General features: G+C 74.1%; 18 protein-coding genes and 2 pseudogenes. 11 read left to right on the top strand and 9 right to left on the bottom strand.

Annotated elements, in window-relative coordinates:
• Positions 1-42: 42 nt before the first annotated feature.
• The 5 genes from AC0693_RS33715 to AC0693_RS33695 form a co-directional block, all read right to left on the bottom strand.
• Positions 43-1,386, bottom strand: coding sequence for an AMP-binding protein (locus tag AC0693_RS33715; protein ID WP_478803931.1), 1,344 nt, complete (start codon positions 1,384-1,386; stop codon positions 43-45).
• 136 nt (positions 1,387-1,522) lie between these two features.
• A complete protein-coding gene (gdhA, locus tag AC0693_RS33710) occupies positions 1,523-2,881 on the bottom strand; it encodes an NADP-specific glutamate dehydrogenase (protein WP_356407681.1) in 1,359 nt (452 codons plus the stop codon).
• Positions 2,882-3,206: 325 nt separating this feature from the next.
• The gene (locus AC0693_RS33705) at positions 3,207-4,133 is read right to left on the bottom strand and encodes an NAD-dependent epimerase/dehydratase family protein (protein WP_478803881.1); all 927 of its coding nucleotides are present in this window, start codon (positions 4,131-4,133) and stop codon (positions 3,207-3,209) included.
• Positions 4,134-4,335: 202 nt separating this feature from the next.
• On the bottom strand, positions 4,336-4,578 hold the full coding sequence (locus tag AC0693_RS33700) for an acyl-CoA carboxylase epsilon subunit (protein WP_478742158.1): 243 nt from the start codon (positions 4,576-4,578) through the stop codon (positions 4,336-4,338).
• Positions 4,575-6,152 (bottom strand): acyl-CoA carboxylase subunit beta, encoded by a 1,578-nt coding sequence (locus AC0693_RS33695; RefSeq protein ID WP_468470725.1) that lies wholly within the window; start codon positions 6,150-6,152, stop codon positions 4,575-4,577. Before AC0693_RS33695 ends, AC0693_RS33700 begins: the two co-directional genes overlap by 4 nt.
• A gap of 190 nt (positions 6,153-6,342) precedes the next feature.
• Between AC0693_RS33695 and AC0693_RS33690 the strand changes: the two genes are divergently transcribed.
• From AC0693_RS33690 to AC0693_RS33680, 3 genes are all read left to right on the top strand, one after another.
• Positions 6,343-7,581 (top strand): helix-turn-helix domain-containing protein, encoded by a 1,239-nt coding sequence (locus tag AC0693_RS33690; RefSeq protein ID WP_478803880.1) that lies wholly within the window; start codon positions 6,343-6,345, stop codon positions 7,579-7,581.
• Between the two features lie 25 nt (positions 7,582-7,606).
• Positions 7,607-7,951, top strand: a complete 345-nt coding sequence (locus tag AC0693_RS33685; RefSeq protein WP_478803879.1) for a hypothetical protein — start codon at positions 7,607-7,609, stop codon at positions 7,949-7,951.
• A 238-nt stretch (positions 7,952-8,189) separates the two neighbouring features.
• Positions 8,190-8,729 carry a hypothetical protein gene (locus tag AC0693_RS33680; protein ID WP_478803878.1) on the top strand — a complete coding sequence of 180 codons (540 nt, stop codon included), beginning with the start codon at positions 8,190-8,192 and terminating at the stop codon, positions 8,727-8,729.
• Positions 8,730-8,875: 146 nt separating this feature from the next.
• On the opposite strand, the gene AC0693_RS33675 is transcribed toward AC0693_RS33680, so the two are convergent.
• Positions 8,876-9,684, bottom strand: a protein-coding gene (locus AC0693_RS33675) for an IS5 family transposase (RefSeq protein WP_478803877.1) whose coding sequence is annotated in 2 segments (ribosomal slippage) — positions 8,876-9,364 and positions 9,367-9,684 — 807 coding nt in all. Because the reading frame shifts where the segments join, the coding sequence is not laid out codon by codon here.
• A 206-nt stretch (positions 9,685-9,890) separates the two neighbouring features.
• On the opposite strand from AC0693_RS33675, the gene AC0693_RS33670 reads away from it, so the two are divergent.
• Positions 9,891-10,802, top strand: a complete 912-nt coding sequence (locus AC0693_RS33670) for a class I SAM-dependent methyltransferase (protein WP_478803876.1) — start codon at positions 9,891-9,893, stop codon at positions 10,800-10,802.
• Here AC0693_RS33670 and AC0693_RS33665 read toward each other — a convergent pair.
• The gene (locus AC0693_RS33665) at positions 10,735-11,406 is read right to left on the bottom strand and encodes a lysophospholipid acyltransferase family protein (RefSeq protein WP_478803875.1); all 672 of its coding nucleotides are present in this window, start codon (positions 11,404-11,406) and stop codon (positions 10,735-10,737) included. The genes AC0693_RS33670 and AC0693_RS33665 overlap by 68 nt on opposite strands.
• A gap of 213 nt (positions 11,407-11,619) precedes the next feature.
• Between AC0693_RS33665 and AC0693_RS33660 the strand changes: the two genes are divergently transcribed.
• From AC0693_RS33660 to AC0693_RS33650, 3 genes are all read left to right on the top strand, one after another.
• Entirely contained in the window at positions 11,620-12,210 is a 591-nt protein-coding gene (locus tag AC0693_RS33660) for a DJ-1/PfpI family protein (RefSeq protein ID WP_478803874.1), read from the top strand.
• Positions 12,207-12,665, top strand: coding sequence for a MarR family winged helix-turn-helix transcriptional regulator (locus tag AC0693_RS33655; protein ID WP_469337049.1), 459 nt, complete (start codon positions 12,207-12,209; stop codon positions 12,663-12,665). Before AC0693_RS33660 ends, AC0693_RS33655 begins: the two co-directional genes overlap by 4 nt.
• 73 nt (positions 12,666-12,738) lie before the next feature.
• Positions 12,739-13,284 (top strand): nitrobindin family protein, encoded by a 546-nt coding sequence (locus AC0693_RS33650; protein ID WP_478803873.1) that lies wholly within the window; start codon positions 12,739-12,741, stop codon positions 13,282-13,284.
• Between the two features lie 17 nt (positions 13,285-13,301).
• On the opposite strand, the gene AC0693_RS33645 is transcribed toward AC0693_RS33650, so the two are convergent.
• Positions 13,302-14,483 (bottom strand): aminotransferase class V-fold PLP-dependent enzyme, encoded by a 1,182-nt coding sequence (locus AC0693_RS33645; RefSeq protein WP_478803872.1) that lies wholly within the window; start codon positions 14,481-14,483, stop codon positions 13,302-13,304.
• Positions 14,484-14,856: 373 nt separating this feature from the next.
• Between AC0693_RS33645 and AC0693_RS33640 the strand changes: the two genes are divergently transcribed.
• Together AC0693_RS33640 and AC0693_RS33635 are read left to right on the top strand one after the other, a co-directional pair.
• Positions 14,857-15,090, top strand: a complete 234-nt coding sequence (locus tag AC0693_RS33640) for a hypothetical protein (protein ID WP_469319174.1) — start codon at positions 14,857-14,859, stop codon at positions 15,088-15,090.
• Positions 15,091-15,168: 78 nt separating this feature from the next.
• Positions 15,169-15,507, top strand: a complete 339-nt coding sequence (locus tag AC0693_RS33635; protein ID WP_468470740.1) for an acyl carrier protein — start codon at positions 15,169-15,171, stop codon at positions 15,505-15,507.
• Between the two features lie 125 nt (positions 15,508-15,632).
• On the opposite strand, the gene AC0693_RS33630 is transcribed toward AC0693_RS33635, so the two are convergent.
• Positions 15,633-16,181: a GNAT family N-acetyltransferase gene (locus tag AC0693_RS33630; protein ID WP_478803871.1), complete on the bottom strand. Its 549-nt coding sequence runs from the start codon at positions 16,179-16,181 to the stop codon at positions 15,633-15,635.
• A gap of 175 nt (positions 16,182-16,356) precedes the next feature.
• On the opposite strand from AC0693_RS33630, the pseudogene AC0693_RS33625 reads away from it, so the two are divergent.
• Together AC0693_RS33625 and AC0693_RS33620 are read left to right on the top strand one after the other, a co-directional pair.
• Positions 16,357-18,288, top strand: a pseudogene (locus AC0693_RS33625) (amino acid adenylation domain-containing protein); the annotation flags it as partial.
• Between the two features lie 717 nt (positions 18,289-19,005).
• A pseudogene (locus AC0693_RS33620) lies at positions 19,006-19,368 on the top strand (phosphopantetheine-binding protein); the annotation flags it as partial.
• Between the last annotated feature and the right edge of the window lie 295 nt (positions 19,369-19,663).

Genomic DNA, 19,663 nt, shown 5'->3' with positions numbered 1-19,663 from the left:
AACGGCGTTAACGCCGTTAACGCTCCCCGCCCGCGCGGCGGTTCAGCGCTCCTCCGGGGAGAGCAGCAGCCGCTTCTGGGGCTTGCCCATGGCGTTGCGCGGCAGCGATGCCACGAACCGCACCTCGCGCGGGCGTTTGTGCACCGAGAGGTGGGCGGCGACGAAGTCGGTCAGTTCGGCCGCGCCGACCCCCTCGGCGACGACGAAGGCCACGATCCGCTGGCCGAGGTCCGCGTCGGGGACGCCGACCACGGCGGCCTCGCTGACGGCCGGGTGGTCCAGGAGCGCGTTCTCGACCTCGCCCGCGCCGATCCGGTAGCCGCCCGACTTGATCATGTCGATGGAGGCCCGGCCGACGATCCGGTGGAGGCCGTCCGCGTCGATGGCCGCGATGTCGCCCGTACGGAACCACCCGTCCTCGGTGTACGAGGCGGCCGTGGCCTCGGGGCGGCCGAGGTAGCCGCTGAACAGGGTGGGCCCGGTGAGCTGGAGTTCGCCGATGTCGGCCCCGGGCTCGGCGGCGATCCGGGTACGGACCCCCGCGACCGGCGTGCCGACCGTACCGGGGCGGGGCGCGGCGTCGGCCCGGGCGCTGAGCGTGATCAGGGTCTCGGTCATGCCGTAGCGCTCCAGCGGCGCGTGGCCGGTGAGCCGCTCCAGCGCCCCGAAGACGGGGGTGGGCAGGGGCGCGCTGCCCGAGACGAGCAGCCGGGCTCCGGCGAGGCCCGCGGCGGCGGCCGGGTCGGCGGCGATCCGGGACCAGACGGTGGGGACGCCGAAGTAGAGGCTGCCGCCCGCGGCGGCGTAGGCCTGCGGGGTGGGGCGGCCGGTGTGGACCAGGCGGCTGCCGGTGCGCAGGGCGCCCAGGACGCCGAGGACCAGGCCGTGCACGTGGAACAGCGGCAGCCCGTGGACCAGCGTGTCCCCGGCGGTCCACTGCCAGGCGTCGGCGAGGGCGTCCAGTCCGGCGGCGAGGGCCTCGCCGGTGTGGACGACGCCCTTGGGGGCGCCGGTGGTGCCCGAGGTGTAGAGGATCAGGGCGGGGTCCCCGGGGCGCGCGCCGCCGGTGTCGGCGCTCGCGGCGGCCCGGCGGGCGAAGTCGGCCTCGACGAGGACGGCGCCGGAGTCGCGCAGGATGTGCTCGCGCTCGGCGGGCCCGGCGTCCGGCGGCAGGGGGACGACCGGCACCCCGGCGAGCAGCCCGCCGACCACGGCGGCGACGGTCTCCAGGGAGGCGGTGGCGGTCACCGCGAAGGCGGGCGCCCCGGCCACGTCGGCGGCGACCGCGCGGGCCGCGCCGAGCAGGTCCTCGTACGAGGTGGAGCGGCCGGCGATGGTGACCGCATCCGCGCGGTCTCCGTGGTTGCCGTGCAAGGCCGTGAGCAGCACCGGGGGTCCCCTGTTCGTCGTCGACGTCGACTGGGTCCCAGGGTGTCAGACGGCCGGCGGGGACGGACGGGCGGAACCTCCCGTCCGGCCGTCCCCGCCCGCCACACCGGTACCGGTAGCGGTACCGGTCCGATCAGATGACGCCCTGGGCCAGCATCGCGTCCGCGACGCGCTCGAAGCCCGCGATGTTGGCGCCCGTCACGTAGTCGCCGGGGGCGCCGTAGCGCTCCGCGGTCTCGTGGCAGACCGTGTGGATGTCCCGCATGATCCCGGCCAGTTCCTGCTCCACGCGCTCCGCGGTCCAGGAGACGCGGGCGGCGTTCTGGCTCATCTCCAGGGCGCTGACGGCGACGCCGCCCGCGTTGGCGGCCTTGCCCGGGCCGAAGGCGACGCCGGCCTCTTGCAGGATGCGGACCGCTTCCGGGGTGGTGGGCATGTTGGCGCCCTCGGACACGGCCCTGACGCCGCCCGCGATCAGGCTGCGCGCGTCCTGGGCGTCCAGCTCGTTCTGGGTGGCCGAGGGGAACGCGACCTCCGCGGGCACCTCCCAGACCCGGCCGCCGGGCACGTAGCGGGCCGAGCCGCCGCGGCGGGCGGCGTAGTCGCTGACGCGGCCGCGCTCGACTTCCTTGATCTGCTTGAGCAGTTCGACGTCGACGCCCTTCTCGTCGATCACGTAGCCCTGGGAGTCGGAGCAGGTCAGCGGGTGGGCGCCGAGCCCCAGCAGCTTCTCGATCGTGTAGATCGCGACGTTGCCGGAGCCGGAGACGACGGCGCTGCGGCCTTCGAGGCCGATGCCCTTCAGCTTCAGCATCTCGGCGGCGAAGAGCACCGCGCCGTAGCCGGTGGCCTCGGGGCGGATCGCGGAGCCGCCCCAGCCGCGGCCCTTGCCGGTGAGGACACCGGCCTCCCAGCGGTTGGTGATCCGGCGGTACTGGCCGAAGAGGTAGCCGATCTCGCGGCCGCCGACACCGATGTCACCGGCGGGCACGTCGGTGTGCTCGCCGATGTGGCGCTGGAGCTCGGTCATGAACGACTGGCAGAAGCGCATCACTTCGGCGTCGGAGCGGCCGCGCGGGTCGAAGTCGCTGCCGCCCTTGCCGCCGCCGATGCCGAGGCCCGTGAGGGCGTTCTTGAAGATCTGCTCGAAGCCGAGGAACTTCACCACGCCGATGTCGACGGACGGGTGGAACCGCAGGCCGCCCTTGTACGGGCCGAGCGCGCTGTTGAACTCGACGCGGTAGCCGCGGTTCACCTGGACGTGGCCGTGGTCGTCCGTCCACGGCACCCGGAAGATGATCTGCCGCTCGGGCTCGCAGAGCCGCTCGACGAGTCCCGGCACCGCGTATTCGGGGCGCGCGGCGAAGACGGGGGCGAGGGTCTCCAGTACCTCTCGCACCGCCTGGTGGAACTCGGGCTGGGCCGGGTTGCGGCGTTCGATGTCCGCGCGCAGCGCGTCCAGCCTGGCCTTCGAGTCCTTGGGGTCCTTCACGGGCTCGTCCTCCTCGGGGGTGTGGTGCGCGCGGGGCGGCGGTGCGGCGTTCGTCCGACGTGCCGTCACCTCCCGCGAACCGGAATCGGCTGTTCGGGGTGCGGTCCCAGCCGGAGGGTACCGCGCGCCCTCACGGCGCCGGCGTACCGTCCGACCTGCGGAACGGGGCCGAAAATACTACGGCGGGCGGCGCGGTTCGAGGGTGCGGGGAAGACCCCGGAGGATCCGCCGGAGCGCGCGGCCGGGTCTTGTTCCTTCGGGCCGTTGCCGGGCGACGCCTGCCTCGCGTCTCGCGCCCCGGCACCGTGCGCCCCAGCCTTCCGCCTCACGCTGTTGTTTCGCTGGAACCGCCCGGACCGGGGGCGAGGCCGCTCCCGTCGAAGCCCGGACCGGGATCCGTGCGCAGGTCCGCCCAGAGCTGCGCGCTGTCGAACCAGTGGTCGGTGGTCAGCATCTCCAGCCCGTGCGGGGACTGGCCGTGCCCGGCCAGCGCGGCCCGGGCCTGCGCGAGGGTCAGGTCCCGGTCCGGCCAGGGCAGTCCGGCGGCCGCGGCCACCGCGCGCAGGAAGGCACCGGCGGTGACGGGGGCGGGATGGGCCGCGTGGTAGACGGAGGCCGTCAGGTCGCGCGCGGGGGCCAGCGCCGCCCCCAGCAGCAGCCGGGCGAGGTCCGCCACGGAGACGGCGGACAGCAGCGCGGGCCAGCCCTCCACCGTGCCCGGCAGGGCGCGCAGGATCCGCAGCGCCCCCGGCACGACCCAGGTGTCGCCCTCGCCGTAGACGAGGTGGGGGCGCAGGACGGTCCCGCCCGCGGCGATGACCGCGTCCTCGGCGGCGGCCCGGGTCAGCGAGGTGGGCGAGCCCGGATTGCGGGCCATCCGCTCGGGGCGCTCGCCCCGGAAGGTGCCGCGCCCGTACACGGAGGCCGTGCTCAGGTACACGACGCGCGGCACTCCGGCCCGGCGGGCCTCGGCCAGCAGGGCGGCGGTGCCGCGGGCGTTGACCGCCTCGTTGGCCTCGGGGGCGCCGCCGATCCGCGAGGCGCAGTGCAGCAGGACGTCCGCTCCGTCGCAGATCCCGCGCAGCGAACCGGGGTCGGCGAGGTCGGCCCGTACGGTACGGGCGCCGGGGACGGCGACCGCCGGCGGGCGGCTGTGCGTGAGCAGTCTCAGGTCGAGGCCCCGGCGCGCCGCCTCGCGGGTCACGTGCCCGCCGATGAAGCCGGAGGCGCCGGTGATCAGGACGGTGAGCACGCGGGGCCCTCCGGAGGGGGTGAGGCGGGACCAGAGGTGTCCGGCCGCGTGCGCGAACGGCGGCTCCGGGCCCCCGTTCGCCGGGGTGCCGGTCGGCGGACGCCCCAAGATAACGACACCCCCGCCCTCACGGACGGAAGATCCCCGATGTGATCGGTCCCCCTCCGGATGTGGACGGCCCGGTCCCTGGGCGACGGGCGGTTCAGCCCGTACGCCAGGTGCCCGCCGGCCGGAACGCCCCCATCCTGGCGCGCCCCCAGCCGACGGGTTCGGCGCGCACCGCCTCCGCCTCGGCCGGCGCCCCCTGCCGTCCCGCCAGCAGTGCCAGCACCACGGCCACGGCCGCCGTCTCCGCCGCGTCGGGGCGGCCCTTGACCACCCGCCAGAGCGGGCTCCCCCGCTCCGCGCTCCCCTGCCCCCGGCTTCCCTGCTCCCCGGCGGTCATACCGGCGGGTTCCCGTGCTTGCGGGCGGGCAGGTCGGCGTACTTGGACCGGAGCATCGACAGCGATCGGATGAGGACGGCGCGGGTCTCCTGCGGGTTGATGACGTCGTCGACGAGGCCGCGTTCGGCCGCGTAGTACGGGTGCATCAGCTCGGTCGTGTACTCCTTGATCTTCTGCGCGCGCATCCCCGCCGGATCGTCGGCGGCCGCGATCTCGCGCCGGAAGATGACGTTGGCGGCGCCCTCGGCGCCCATCACCGCGATCTCGTTGGTGGGCCAGGCGAGCGCCAGGTCGGCGCCGATGGAGCGCGAGTCCATGACGATGTACGCGCCGCCGTAGGCCTTGCGCAGCACGAGCGAGATCCGGGGGACGGTGGCGTTGCAGTAGGCGTACAGGAGCTTGGCGCCGTGCCGGATGATGCCGTTGTGCTCCTGGTCGACGCCGGGCAGGAAGCCGGGCACGTCGACGAGGGTGACCAGCGGGATCGAGAACGCGTCGCAGAACTGCACGAAGCGCGCGGCCTTCTCGGAGGCGTGGATGTCCAGGACGCCGGCGAGGGCGGCGGGCTGGTTGGCGACGAAGCCGACGACGTGGCCGTCGAGCCGGGCGAGCGCGCAGACGATGTTCTGCGCCCAGGCGGGCTGGACCTCGAAGTACTCGCCGTGGTCGACGGTCTCCTCGATGACCTTGCGGATGTCGTACGCCTGCTGCGGGTTGGCCGGAACGATGTGCTCCAGCGCGTCGTTGGTCCGGTCGGCCGGGTCGTCGCAGGCCTCGCGGGGGGCGCTCTCGCGGTTGTTGGAGGGCAGCAGCGAGAGCAGGTGGCGCACGTCCTCCAGGCAGCCCTCCTCGTCGTCGTAGGCGAAGGCGGCCACGCCGGAGACGGAGGCGTGCACGTCGGCGCCGCCGAGGCCGTTCTGGGTGATCTCCTCGCCGGTGACCGCGCGGACCACGTCCGGGCCGGTGATGAACATCTGCGAGGTCTCGCGGACCATGAAGACGAAGTCGGTCAGGGCCGGGCTGTAGGCGGCGCCGCCCGCGCAGGGGCCGAGCATCACGGAGATCTGCGGGATCACGCCGGAGGCGCGGGTGTTGCGCTGGAAGATGCCGCCGTATCCGGCGAGCGCGCTGACGCCCTCCTGGATACGGGCCCCCGCGCCGTCGTTGAGCGAGACCAGCGGGGCTCCGGCCGCCTCGGCGAGGTCCATCACCTTGTGGATCTTCTCGGCGTGGGCCTCGCCCAGGGCGCCGCCGAAGACGCGGAAGTCGTGCGCGTAGACGAAGACGGTGCGTCCGTCGACCGTGCCCCAGCCGGTGATCACGCCGTCGCCGTAGGGCTTCTTGTCCTCCAGCCCGAACCCGGTCGCGCGGTGCCGCCGCAGGGCCTCGACCTCCTGGAAGGAACCCGGGTCGAGCAGCAGGTCGATGCGCTCGCGCGCGGTCAGCTTGCCCTTGGCGTGCTGGCGCTCGGTGGCCCGCTCGTCGGGCCCGGCGAAGGCCTGGGCTTTGATCTCGGCCAGTTCGGCGGCTCGGTCCAGAACCGGTATGGGCGGGGCTTCGGGAGCCATGGTCATGTGGATCCTCCAGGTCTGAAGGCCGGATCCAGCCACCGTCGCCCCGCCCCCTCAAGAGGTCTTGGAGACTTGCTGGAACCGTGGGCGGGAACCGGGGTCCCATGCGGGACCGGTGCGGGTTGCCGACGCCGTCTCCCGCGCGGGGAAGGGGAGTAGCGTTCTGGGTGTCCAGGCCAGAACGGAGTCCCGCATGCACGAGCAGCACGGCCCCGCACCCGACCGGCAGACACCCGCCCCTCAGACGTTCGCCCAGCGCGCCCGCACGGCCCGGGACCGGGCGGGTCTGACCAGACCCGTCGCGGGGGGCCTGGTGGGCCGCTCCCCGGAATGGATCAAAGGCATCGAGTCGGGCGCCATCGGGATGCCCCGGCTGCCCATGCTCATCCGCCTCGCCGCCCTCTACGAGTGCGATGTCGCCGACCTCAACGGTGACGACCGGATCGCCGCCGCCACGTACACGAAGTCCGCGCACGCCACACTGCCCGCCGTGAAGCGGGCGCTGACCACGTACCGGCTCACGCCCGCCGAAGCCGAGCCGCAGTCCGCCGAGATCCTGCACGCACGCGTGCGGCAGGCCTGGAAGCTGTGGCACGGCGAGGGCGACCACCGCTCCCGCGTCGCCGCCCTGCTGCCGGACCTGCTCTCCGACACCGGGCACGCGGCCCGGGCCCTCGAGGGCGTGCACCGTCGGCAAGCCCTCGTCGCTCAGGCCCAGACCTACCACCTGGCACAGCTCTTCCTCGCGTTCCAGCCGGCGCCGGAACTCGTCATGATGACCGGTGACCGGTCGATGACCGCCGCACAGGACGCCGACAGCCCGCGCGCCATCGCGGGCGCCGCCTGGTACATGAACCACTTCTACCGCGATGCCAACGACGCAGCCGATGCCCGCGTCGAACTCGCCGAGCAGGCCGCCTCGTTGCTCCGCCAGGACGATGAAGAGGAACTCGCCCGCTGGGGCCTTCTCCAGCTCGCCGTGGCCCTCAGCTTCGCGAAGGTCGGCCGCGCCGGGCTCGCCTGGCGCTACTGGGACCGTGCGAACGACGCCGCCGGACGCCTCGGCGAGGACTACGCACACCCGTGGCTGATCTTCGGCCGGGGCGTGGTGGACGCGTACGCCCTCACGATGCACAACGACCTGGTCCAGCCCGGCAAGGCCCTGGAGGTCGCGGCGGCCCTGGACCTCGGCACGCTCCCCTCCCGGACCCGCCGCTCCTACCACCTGATCGAGATGGCGCGGGCCCATGGCCTGCGCGGTGAGGGCGTGGCCGCCGTCGCCCTGTTGCAGAAGGCCAGCTCCACCTCGCCCGAGACGGTTCGCTTCAACATGCACGCGCGCATGGTCCTGCCCGAACTGGCCAGGACGGGCCCGCGCGCGGTCCGGGACGACGCCCGCTCCCTCGCCCGGGAACTGGGCATGGCCGGGTGAGCCGCCGGGGGGCAGGAACCCCGCCATGGAGCAGACGCACGACCCCGTACGGGCCGCCGCCGCGGAGCTGGTCGCCCGGGCTCTCGTTCCGTACGCGGAGCGGCCCTCGGCCGAGGAGGTGCGGCGGCTGCTGGAACAACTGACCCGTTACGGCTGGGCGTTGCACGGCGCGGTGCTCGCCGTCCCGGAGCCCCGGCGGTCCCTGCGGGCGACCGGCGGTCTCTCCGACTGGTCGTACCTCGTCACCGACCCGCCGCGCGGCATCACGGACAGCACCCGGTGGAGCTACTGCCGCGCCGTGGCCCGCGCCCTGCGCACCCTGCTCCGGGCGCTGGAGGAGCACGCACAGAGCCCGGCGGGGACCCGGTGACCGGCGCCCCCCTCTGCGCGAGGTGCGACCGTACGATCGAGGGGGCGGCCGAGACCGTCACGGTGGACGGCGGCTCCGGCGCCCGCCCCGATCAGCACACTCATCCCTACGGGGACCCGGCGTGCAGGCCGACGGACAGGGGCCGTGGGGAGCACCGGCTCGCGGCGGACGCCGCCCGCGTCCTCGCGACGGCGGCCGCGGCCGCGCGGTCGGCCCGTGGCCGGTCGAGGGGCGGGCGGTGACCGAGCGGCTGCGTCAGCTGCTGTTCGTGCTGATCGTGCTGATCGTGCTGAGAGCTCGTAACACGATCTTGTTGAAGCTTCCTGGTCGGGGTGACCAGTGTGGCGATTCGGCAGTTCGTTACGCTGGTGCCGTGATGATCAAGGGGGGCAGGATGGGGATAGCCGGACGGTGGTTCGTCGCTGTACTGGCCGCTTCTTCGGTACTCGTCTCAGGGTGTGCGAACTCGGTCGACCCCGACGAGCTTCCCGGCGTGTACCGCAATGGCAAGACCGGCGGCGAGATCACGCTCGATTCCGACGGCACATTCACCGCCACTGATCTGTCGACGGACGAGCACTCCGACCCCGCCGATTTCCACGGCCAATGGGAGTTCGTCGACAGCAGCGGCAGCGACTTCGTCTACCTGGACATCGAAGAGCGTGGCATCGGTGAGGTCTCCGGTGTCCAGCTCTACGCGCGCGGCGGAGGGAAGGTAGCGTTCAGCCTTCCGGATGGGTCGTGGTCCCTGGTGCTCACCAAGGTGTCCGCCCAGTAGATCAGTGTGCCCAGTCCGGCGTGTGGTGGCACCACACCCGGCAGCGGCCGATCCGGGAGCGGCAACTCCGGGTGGCGACCAATGCGTTGACGAATCTGCAAGGCTGCCTCGAGCTCCGAACTGCGTCGTGTGAGCCTGAAACACGATCATGGTTGGGGTTTCTTGATCCGGCGCCAGCAGATGAGGCTGCATGCCAACGCGATGAAGGCGTTGTGGAGTTCGAGGCGCCTTTCCCAGCGCACAGCAAGGCGTTTGAACTGGTGGAGCAGGGCGAAGTTCTGCTCCACGACGTAGCGGAGCTTGCCCAGGCCCTTGATGTTCGGGGCGCCCCTGCGGGAGATCACCGGCATGATGCGTCGGCGTCGCAGCTCGCGGCGCACAGCCGTCGAGTCGTACGCCTTGTCGCCCAGGACGGATTCGGGGCGCCGCCGCGGGTGTCCAGGCCGTCCGGCCACCGGCTGGATGCCGTCGACCAGGGCGAGGGTCTGGGTGATGTCGTTGACGTTCGCTGCGGTGGTGATGACGTGCAGTGGGGTGCCGCGTCCGTCGCAGATCAGGTGGTGTTTGCTGCCCGTCTTGCGCCGGTCGACTGGTGACGGACCGGTCGCGGCTCCCCCTTTTTCGCGCGGACATGGGAGCCGTCCATGCAGGCGCGTGACCAGTCGAGCTCGCCGGCCGCGTTCAATTCGGCGAGCAGCAGGCGGTGCAGCTGGTCGAAGACGCCGGCCTGCTGCCATCGCTCCAGCCGCCGCCAGCAGGTCTGTCCGGAGCCGAACCCCAGCTCCAGTGGCAGGAGTTGCCAGGCGATGTCCCGATGCAGGACGAACAGGATGCCCTGCAGACACCGCCGATCATCCACCGGCTTCGGGCCTGGCGACCGCTCCGGCCAGGGTGGCAGCAACGGTTCGATCAGCGCCCAAAAGTCGTCATCCACGATCCGCGGTCGAGTCGTCACACACCACGAACGGCCCGATCGTCACACAAGTCACGCCCCACCAGGACCGTTCAACAAGATCCTGTTACGAGCTCTGAGTGTCTTCGCCGTCCTGGCTTTCGGCTTCCGACCGGGCTGAATTCGTTATCGCATCATCACCCGCGGGCACTTCCGATATTGATGCTTTTGTGATATTGTGTCAAAATCTACCGGTACCGTCTGACCGCATGCAGAACCATGGACAGCCCAGCCCCACAGCCCTCATGGCGGCCGCGGCGCGTGCCGCGCATCTCCTCGTCGACGACGACCCGCCGGTCTTCGTCGATCCCCTGGCACTCACCCTCCTGGGGCAGCGCGCCGATGAACTCCTCGGCTACCACCGGTCCTACGGCGCCCACCCCGTCCTGGCCGGTGCGCGCACGACGGCCGTGGCGCGCGGCCGCTACACGGAGGACCTGCTGGCCCGGCTGGCCGAGGAGGGCGTCGACCAGTACGTGATCCTCGGCGCGGGGCTGGACTCGTTCGCCTACCGGTCGGAACTGGCCGCCCGCGTCGATGCGTACGAGGTCGACCTGCCCGCGACCCAGGAGTGGAAGCGGGAGCTGCTGGCCAGGGCGGGGATCAAGGTCCCCTCGTCCACGGCCTTCGTCCCGTTCGACTTCGAGCGGGAGTCCGCGCAGGCGCTGACCCACCACCTGGTGGCGGCGGGCTTCGACCTCGGCCGGCCCGCCCTGGTCAGCTGGCTCGGGGTGACGATGTACCTCACCCCGGAGGCGATCGGGCAGACGCTGGACGTCGTCAGCGGCTTCGCCCCCGGCACCGAGCTCGTCGTCGAGCACCTGCTGCCGACCGGCCTGCGCGATGAGGCGGGGCAGGCGTACGCGGAGGCGGTCATGGCGGCGGCGGCCGGACAGGGCGAGCCGTGGCGGACGTTCCTGAGCGTCGAGCAGATGGACGCCCTCCTGCGCGAGCACCGACTGGATCCGGTCGCGTCCGTCCAGCAGCGCGAGGTCATGGACCCGGCGGGGTGGGAACGCACCGACGCACTCCGTCCGTTCACCCTGTCCGTCCTCACCCGCGCGAACGTTCCCCCGCGCCCGGGGCAGCTGCCAGCGCCGCCGCCGTGTGCCAGGCGGTGATGACCGCCGCGCGGGCCTGGGCGGTGCGTTCCGTGACGTCGCCGGTCAGCTGCACGGGAGCGCCCACGTGCACGTGCAGCGACGGGCGGCGCAGGGGCGCGGTGGCCACTCCCGCCAGCTGCTTGGCGGTGCTGCCGGCCGAGAGCCGGCGCGAGCCCGCCTGACCGACCGGCACGACGAGGGCGCCGGTGCGTTCGGTCAGCCGGGCCAGTCCGCTGCGGAAGGGGCCGGGGGCCGATTCCGCAGCGTCCCGGCGCGCGGGCAGGCACCCCTCCGCGTACATCAGCAGCACCCGCCCCTGCGCGAGCGCTTCGGCGGCCGCGTCGAGGGCGGCCGAGGCGCGGGCCGTGCCGCGCGCGACCGGTATGTGTCCCTCCCCGGTGAGGGCGCGCCCGAGCCACGGCACGCGCCAGAGGCCCGCGGTCGCCATGACGACCGGACGGACCCCGAGGCGGTGCAGCGCGGCGAGCACCACGGCCGGGTCGGTGAGCGACGTGTGGTTGGCGACCAGGACCGTGCCGGGGCCTCCGGTGTGCGCGAGCGTCCCGGTCACGGACAGCCTGCCGAACACGGGGATCAGCGCTGCGGCGGTACGGCTGAGCAAGGGAGCCTCCGGGACGGGGTGCGGGGCGCGGGCGCGGGGCGCGGGCGCGTGATCACCATCGTCCGGTCGGCGCCACCACCCCGTCCTGAGTGATCGTGCTCATCTCGCTGGGGTCCCGTACCTGGTTTTCCCGGCAATCGATTGACAGTAAGCTGTCGAATTGACAGAATCCTGTCATAGGGACAACAGTCCGGCAGTGACCTGGAGGACGCCATGACCCGCACCGTGCACCTCGCCGTTTACGACACCCTCGCCGACTGGGAGACCGGGTACGCCACCGCCTGGCTGGCCCGCACCGGCCACGAGGTGCGGACGGTCGGCCTCTCCACGGACCCCGTCCGCAGCACCGGCGGCCTCCGCATCACCCCCGACCTCGCGCTCGACGACCTCCGCCCCGCCGACAGCGCCCTGCTCCTGCTGCCCGGAGCCGACCTCTGGGACGCGGGCGACGGACTGGCCGCCTTCGCCAAGGCCGCCCGGGCCTTCCTGAACGCGGGCGTCCCTGTCGCCGCCATCTGCGGAGCCACGGCGGGCCTCGCCCGCGAGGGGCTGCTCGACGACCGCGCCCACACCAGCGCCGCGCCCGAGTACCTCGCCGCGACCGGCTACCGGGGCGCCGCCCACTACGCCGACACCGACGCCGTCACCGCGGGCGACCTCGTCACCGCGGGACCGACCGAGCCGGTGGCCTTCGCCCGCGAGGTCCTCGGCAGGCTCGGCGCGTTCGAGGGCGCCCGGCTCGACGCCTGGTACCGGCTCTTCCACGACTCCGACCCGGCCGCGTACGCGGAGCTCAACGCGTGAGCCGGGCCGCGCAGGACGCCCTGTCGGGCACCGCGCTGTCGGTCTTCCGGCTGAACGGCCAGTTCCTCGCCGTCTCCGAGGAACTGGCCGCGCCCGTCGGACTCACCGCCTCCTGGTGGCAGGTGCTGGGCGCCGTGCTGCCCGAACCGCTGCCGGTCGCCGGGATCGCCCGGGCCATGGGCATCACCCGCCAGAGCGTCCAGCGCATCGCCGACCTCCTGGTCCGCCAGGGCCTCGCCGCGTACGCGCCCAACCCGGCGCACCGGCGCGCCAAACTCCTCTGCCCCACGGCCGAGGGGCGCGCGGCGATCGCCCGGATCCAACCGGGCCACGCGGACCTGGCGGCGCGGCTGCTGCACGAACTGGGCGGCCAGGACGCCTTCGACGAGACGGTACGGGTGCTACGACGCCTCAGCGCGGCGCTGGACGCGATCGCGGCGGACCCGGCGCCGTAACGGGCCGGCCCACCCGGCCACCCCATTAGGCTTCCCGCGGCACCACCCGGCACCGGCACCAGGAGCGCGCACCGTGTTCGACCCCGCAGCCCAGCACCCGTACCCCGACGCCCACCGGCCGGACGAGGCGCCCGCACCGCATCCGCTGCTGGGGCCGGTGCTCGGGCTGCTCGGGACCTGGTACGGACGGGGGCGCGGCGAATACCCCACGCTCGCCCAGGAGTTCACGTACGCGCAGGAGGTCTCCTTCAGCCACGACGGCCGGCCGTTCCTGCACTACGAGACCCGGGCCTGGCTGCTCGACGCCGACGACGCGCCGCTGCGGCCCTCCGCCCGAGAGAGCGGCTGGTGGCGGCTCCAGCCAGACGGCCGGGTGGAGGCGCTGATCACCCAGCCCACCGGCATCGCGGAGATCCTGGTCGGCCGGGCGGACGGCACGGCGGTCGACCTGGCCACCCACGAGGTGGCCCTCGCGCCCACGGCCAAGGAGGTGAGCGCCACCCGTCGGCGCTACACCCTGGCCGACGACGGCGCGCTCGCCTTCGTCCACGACCTCGCGGCGGTCGGACAGCCGCTCCAGCACCACCTCTCGGCGCGGCTGCGGCGCCGGGAGGCGTAAGCGTAAGCCGCTACAGCTCAGCCCGCGACGAGGGTCAGGTGGCCGCGGCGGGCCGGGGCGCGGCCCGGGGCGGCCGGGCCGGTGGAGACGGGGCCGAGCGTACGCACCGGGGCGGTCCGCTCGGCCGCGCGCCGTTCCGCGCGCAGTTCCGCGATCGCCTCGCGCAGGGCCTCGTCGAAGCGGGCGATGTCCTCGGGGGTGTTGTCGTAGTGGACGCTGGCCCGCAGGGCCGTGGTGACCTCCGGACGCGGCCGGTGGAGCGGAGTCTCCTGCGCCACCGTCTTGCGCACGACGACCCCGCGCCGCGCCAGGGCGCGCCGGACGAGCCCGGCGGGCAGGTCGGCGTGGCGGAAGGCGAGGATGCCGGACCGCTCCCGGGCCGGGGTGAGGACTTCGATGCCGGGCGTGCGCTCCAGGGCCGCGCGCAGCTCCGCCGTCAGGTCCCGGCGCGGGAGCCGCGCGGCCGCCGCGTGGTGGGCGAGGGCCGCGTTCAGCGCGGCGACGGCCGCCGGGTGGGGCAGCGGGTGCGCGCGGCCGGCGAGCGAAGCCCTCAGCGCGGGGGCGACGTACGCGAAGCCGATGGAGTCGGGGCCGCGCAGGAACCGCCAGCCGTCGGCGGTGAGCAGGTCGCAGCCGAGGGCCGCGGCGTCGACGGGCAGCCGTCCGACGGAGTGCGAGGCGTCGACGGCGTACCGGGCCCGGTGGCCGGCCAGCAGCCGGCCGACGGCCTCGACCGGGGTGACCGTGCCGAGGGTCGGGGCGACGTGGGTGACGGAGACCAGGGCCACGTCCTCGTCGAGGTGGGCGCTCATCCACTCCAGGTCGAGGCCGCCGTCCGCGCGCAGCGGGACGACCTCCAGCGTGCAGCGCGTACGGTCGCGCAGGTCGTGGAGGGTGCCGAGGCGGGCCACGCCCTCGTACGGAGTGGTCCAGACGCGGTCGTCGGGGGTGAGGTCGAGTCCCGAGACGCACGCCTCGAAGGCGGCGGCCGCGCCGGTGAACAGGACGGTGTCGGCGGCCGGGACACCGAGGAGGTCGCCGAGGCGGGCGTAGACCTCGGTGTGCAGGACGGCGCCGAGGCGCTCCTCCAGGTCGTAGGGGCCGTAGAGGTCGTCGCGGGTGGTGGCGTCGGCGAGTACGGCGCGCACGGCGGCCGGCATGCGGCCGGTGCCCGCCGTGTCGAGGTGAGCCGTGTTCATTTCAGGGGCCTCCCCCCACAGTTGGGGTGTACCAGGTCTTGCCAACTTGCTTGGCAATATGTTGCCCACCTCTGAAGCTGCCTGGCAATGCTTGGCAACGCCCGCTCAGGCGGGACTCTAGGCGGCAGACCCGGCAACCCCTTCCTGGCAAGACTTGGCAACATTCGCCGCCGCCTTGCCCGTTCTTGACTATCCGCAGGTCAAACGGCTGCACACGGGCAATGGCCGGGGCCTCCGAGGGCACATGCGGGCCCTTTTCCTCGGTTCTCCACTCCTTCTCCAGCGGATTCCGAGCGGATTTCCAGGGAGGGTTGCCAATCTTCTTGGCAGAGAGGTTGCCAAGCAGGATGAAACAATTGCCACGGAGGACACCATGAAGAACATCGCCCGCCTCATCGCCAGTGCCGCCCTCGTCAGCGCCGCGGTCCTCACCGTCGGCGGAGTCGCCCACGCCGACGGCGGCACCGACATCGGCTGGCCGGTGGCCCCGCCCACCGGCGTCACGGCCGTCGCCGACGGCGCCGCCACGGACATCGGCTGGCCGGTCGCCCCGCCCACCACCCCGGCGCCGACCCCGGCCCCCACCACCAACATCGGCTGGCCGTAACCTCCACGGCGGCTCTAGCCGGATGCGGCACGGTGCTGCGAGGAGCACCCGCACCGCCGCCCCGGAAGGAAGTCCCCGATGGCCAAGTCACCGATGGCCCACGCACCGTGGAACGCGAAGTTCGAGAACGTCCTGCGCCAGGGCCTGCCCGGGCTCGGCACGGACGGGAAGCCCGCGGCCGACGTCCCGATGGACGCGTACGGGCTGGACTCCATGGCCCTCATCGGCATCGTCAGCGGCCTGGAAAAGGCGTTCGGCACCACCCTCGCCGGACAGGTCGTCATCCCCGTGCACTCCCTCACGGCCGGCCAGCTGTGGGGCATACTCTCCACCGCGCTGCAGCCCTCCTGGGACCAGGAGCGCCCGCTCGCGGCAGGCCACCGCACCCGGGACCTCGGCCCCTGGGCCGTCGCCTGACCCACCCGACACACCCGCCACACCCGACCCATACCGCGAAGCCCCCGCCGGTCAGCCGACCGCGACGGGGGCTTCGGTCGTGCCCGGGACCCGGCGCGCGGGGCCTCCCGTAGGACCACTGCCGCTCAGGCCGTGCGCAGCACCGAGTAGATGAGCTGGTCGTGCCAGGCCCCCGCGCGCCACTGCGCCCGGCGGATGCGGCCCTCCAGCTCGAACCCGGCCTTCTCGGCGGCCCGTTGCTCGGCGATGTTGTCCGCGTCGGTGCACAGCTGGACCCGTTCCGCGCGGGTGTGCGCGAAGAGGTACTCCACGAGCTCTCGCTGCGCCCGGGTGCCGGTGCCCCGGCCGCGGTGCGCGGCGAACAGGCCGATCGCGATCTCCCAGCAGGACGAGGTGTCCGCCCGCCCCCAGGAGCGGCGCAGCCATTCGACGCGCCCGACGAGTGCGCCGCCCGCCGTGACGGACAGCATGTTCTCGTCCCCGCCCAGCAGGCCCCGTTCGGCGAGCGCCTGCCGCGCGCGCAGGGCCGGCGTGTGCCCGTACCACTGGTAGGGCCCGGGGCCCTCGGGGCCGGCGAACTCCGCCTCGAACCGGTCCAGGTCCGCGGCCGTCACCGGCCGCAGTGCCACCTCGTGGGCGTCCGACGCCCCGGCCCCCGCCCTCGTATCCGTCATCGGGGGATCGTACAAGATCACCGGCGCGCCGCTCCCGACCTGCGGTTCCACCAGTCTTCATGCGTTCTTGGACAGAGGCTCAGGATCCGCTTGCCAACATCAAGGCAAGGTTTTGCCAAGCCCCAGCCCGGTCGCCGCCAGCCCGGTCGCCGCTGTCGAAGGAGCTACCGCCTTGATGTCACTCTCCGGCCTCATCGAACAGCACGTGCTCGCGCGGCCCGAGGCGACCGCCGTCACCCACCCCGCCGGTGGGGGCGACGAAGTCTCGCTCTCCTACCGGGAGTTGAGCCGCGCGGCCAACCGCCTCGCCGCCCACCTCGGCGCGCACGGCGTACGTCCCGGTGACCGCGTGGTGACCGCCCTGCGGCCGGGGCCCGACCTGGTGACCGCCTTCCTCGCCGTCATCCGGGCGGGCGCGGCGTACGTCCCCGTCGACCCGGCGCACCCCGGCGAGCGGCGGCGGCTGATCGTCCGCGACAGCGCGGCCCGCGCCGTGGTCACCGAGGGCGCCTTCGCCGCCGACTACGCGGACCTGGGCGCCGCCGTGATCGCGGTGGACACCGACGCCACCCTGATCTCGGAGCGCCCCTCCGCGCTCGGCGCGCTGACCGCTCCCGTGCCGGGCCCCGAGGACACGGCGTACGTCTGCTACACCTCCGGAACCGGCGGCGCCCCCAAGGGGGTCGTCGTCCCGCACCGCGCGGTCCTCGATCTCGTCGACTCCGGGGATTTCCTGCGCCTGGGGCCCGACGACGTGGTCGCCCAGGCCGCCAGCCCCGCCTTCGACGCGGTCACCTTCGAGATCTGGTCCACCCTGGCCGCCGGGGCCCGCCTCGCCGGGCTGCCCCGGGACATCGTCACCGACCCGGCCCGTTTCGAGCGGGCGGTCCGCGACCAGGGCGTGACGGTCGCCTTCCTGACCACCCCGCTCTTCCACCGGATCGCCCGCGAACGCCCGGCCGCCTTCGCCCCGCTGCGCGCGCTCCTCTTCGGCGGCGAGCCGTGCGACCCGCGCCTGGTGCGCGAGGTGTTCCGGGCCGGGCCGCCGAACCGGCTGCTGCACATGTACGGGCCGACCGAGGCGACCGCCTTCGCCACCTGGCACGAGGTCACCGAACCGGCCGAGGACGCCCGGACGATCCCGATCGGGCGGCCCGTCGGCGCCACCGTCGCCGTGGTCGTCGGGCACGACGGCCTGCGGGTGGGCCCGGGCGGCTCCGGCGAACTGCTGCTGGGCGGCCCGGGACTGGCCACCGGCTACCTCGGCGCGAGCGAACCCGGCCCGCGGGGGCGGCTCACCGCGGAGCGGTTCGTCGAGGACCGCTTCACCCCCGGCGGCGGCACGCTCTACCGGACGGGCGACCGCGTACGGCTGCGCGAAGACGGCGAGCTGGAGTTCCTCGGCCGGGTCGACAAGCAGGTCACCTTGCGCGGCTTCCGGATCGAGCTGGGCGAGATCGAGGCGGTGCTCGGCGCGCATCCGGCCGTCGCCGAGTCCGTCGTGTCGGTGCACCGCACCACCGGGGGCGGCGATGGCGACGGCGGCGAGCGCCGGCTGGTCGCGCACGTCGTACCCGCCCCGCTCACGCCGCCCGCCGCCGACCCGGCCGGTCAGGTCACCGCCTGGCGGGAGATCTTCCAGACCCTCTACCAGGACGCCCGCGCCGGCGGCCTCGGCGAGGACTTCACCGGCTGGGACAGCGGTTACGACGCCCTGCCGCTGCCGCTGTCCCAGATGCGCGCCTGGCGCGCGGCCACCCTCGACCGGATCCGCGAGCTCGGCCAGCGCCGGATCCTGGAGATCGGGGTCGGCACCGGCCTGCTGATGGCCCCCCTCGCCCGGTCCGCGCGGTGCGAGGAGTACTGGGCCACCGACTTCTCCCCCGCCGTCATCGACACCCTGTACGCCCAGACCCGGGCGGACGGGCGACTGCGCGGCAAGGTACGGCTCGGCTGCCGGGAGGCCGAGGACACCGCCGGGCTGCCCACCGGCCACTTCGACACCGTCGTCCTCAACTCGGTGGCGCAGTACTTCCCCGACCTGGACCGGCTGCGCACCGTCATCGCCCGCGTCCTGCCCCTGCTCGCCCCCGGCGGCTCGATCCTGCTGGGCGACCTGCGCCACCTGGGTCTGGCCCGCCCCTTGCGGACCGGGATCGAGCTGGCCCACCGGGAGGGGCGCTCCGGCGACAGCGCCTCCGTGCTGCGCGCCGTCGAGCGGCGGGTGGCGCTGGAGACGGAACTGCTGCTGGATCCGGGCCTGTTCACGGCGCTGGCCGCGGAGTTCCCGCAGATCCGGGCGGTCGACGTACGGGCCAAGCGCGGCGCCGACCACAACGAGCTCACCCGCTACCGCTACGACGTCGTCCTCACCACCGCCGAGCCCGTCGCCGACCTCGCGGCGGTCCCCGCGCTGCCCTGGGGGCGCGAGGTGAACGGCGCCGCACCGCTGGCCGCCCACCTCGCGGAGCACCGCCCGGCGGCGCTGCGGCTGACCGGCATCCCGAACGCGCGGCTGCACGGCGAACTCGCGGCCCTGCGCACCCTGGAGGCGGCGGGCAGCGTGGCCGAAGCCCTGGAGCGGCTCACCGAGACGGGCGGTGCGCCCGATCCGGAGGAGCTGTGCGCGGCGGCGGAGGGCGCGGGCTACCGGGCCCTGCCGACCTGGTCGGCCGGGCCCGACGGGGCCCTGGACCTGCTCCTCCTGGACCCGGCGCGGATCCCGTACGGCCCGCTCACCTCGGTGTGCGCCGCCCCGGCGCCCACCGGCACGGGGGCCAACACCCCCACCGCCTTCGGCCACGGGGTGGACGTCGAGGTGGTGCTGCGCGCCCACCTCCAGGAGCGGCTGCCGGACTACATGGTCCCCTCCGCGCTGGTGGTCCTGGACGCGCTGCCGCTGACCCCCAGCGGCAAGCTCGACCGGGCGGCGCTGCCCGTCCCGGCCTTCGGCGGGGAGCGGCCGGGCACCCCGCCGGGCACGCCCGTGCAGGAGATCGTCCGCGACCTGTTCGCCGAGGTCCTCGGCCTGCCGCGGCGGGCGGTCAGCGCGGACTGCGACTTCTTCGCCCTGGGCGGCCACTCGCTGGCCTCGGCGCGGCTGCTGGCCCGGGCCCGGCACGCGCTCGGCGTCGACCCGGGCCCGCGCGCCCTGTACGACGCCCCGACCCCGGCGCTGTTCGCCGCGCTCGTCGGGGACAGCCCGGCCGGCGCCACCGGCCCGGGCGGCAGCGCCACCGCGAGCGCGGTGCTGCCGCTGCGGCTGCGGGGGGCGCTGAGCGTGCGCGCCCTGGAGGAGGCGCTGCGGGACCTGGGCGGGCGGCACGAGGCGCTGCGCAACAGCCGGCTGGGCTCGGCGGGCACCCGGCTGCGCGCCCTGGCCGCCGACGACCACGTGCTGGAGCTGACCCTGCCGGGCGAGTCGGTCGACCTGTGGTCGCACACGCCGCTGGCCGCCGAACTCGCCCTGGCCTACGGGGCCC

This window comes from Streptomyces sp. NPDC043876 (assembly GCF_056435825.1).
This window is presented reverse-complemented; position numbering and strand designations above follow the sequence as displayed.

Coding starts and splice junctions, on each gene's coding strand:
- AC0693_RS33690 (WP_478803880.1), top strand. CDS start 6,343: ATGCACGAGCAGCACGGCCCCGCACCCGACCGGCAGACACCCGCCCCT.
- AC0693_RS33635 (WP_468470740.1), top strand. CDS start 15,169: ATGGCCAAGTCACCGATGGCCCACGCACCGTGGAACGCGAAGTTCGAG.
- AC0693_RS33700 (WP_478742158.1), bottom strand. CDS start 4,578: ATGACCGCCGGGGAGCAGGGAAGCCGGGGGCAGGGGAGCGCGGAGCGG.
- AC0693_RS33645 (WP_478803872.1), bottom strand. CDS start 14,483: ATGAACACGGCTCACCTCGACACGGCGGGCACCGGCCGCATGCCGGCC.
- AC0693_RS33630 (WP_478803871.1), bottom strand. CDS start 16,181: ATGACGGATACGAGGGCGGGGGCCGGGGCGTCGGACGCCCACGAGGTG.
- AC0693_RS33685 (WP_478803879.1), top strand. CDS start 7,607: ATGGAGCAGACGCACGACCCCGTACGGGCCGCCGCCGCGGAGCTGGTC.
- AC0693_RS33640 (WP_469319174.1), top strand. CDS start 14,857: ATGAAGAACATCGCCCGCCTCATCGCCAGTGCCGCCCTCGTCAGCGCC.
- AC0693_RS33695 (WP_468470725.1), bottom strand. CDS start 6,152: ATGACCATGGCTCCCGAAGCCCCGCCCATACCGGTTCTGGACCGAGCC.
- AC0693_RS33660 (WP_478803874.1), top strand. CDS start 11,620: ATGACCCGCACCGTGCACCTCGCCGTTTACGACACCCTCGCCGACTGG.
- AC0693_RS33670 (WP_478803876.1), top strand. CDS start 9,891: ATGCAGAACCATGGACAGCCCAGCCCCACAGCCCTCATGGCGGCCGCG.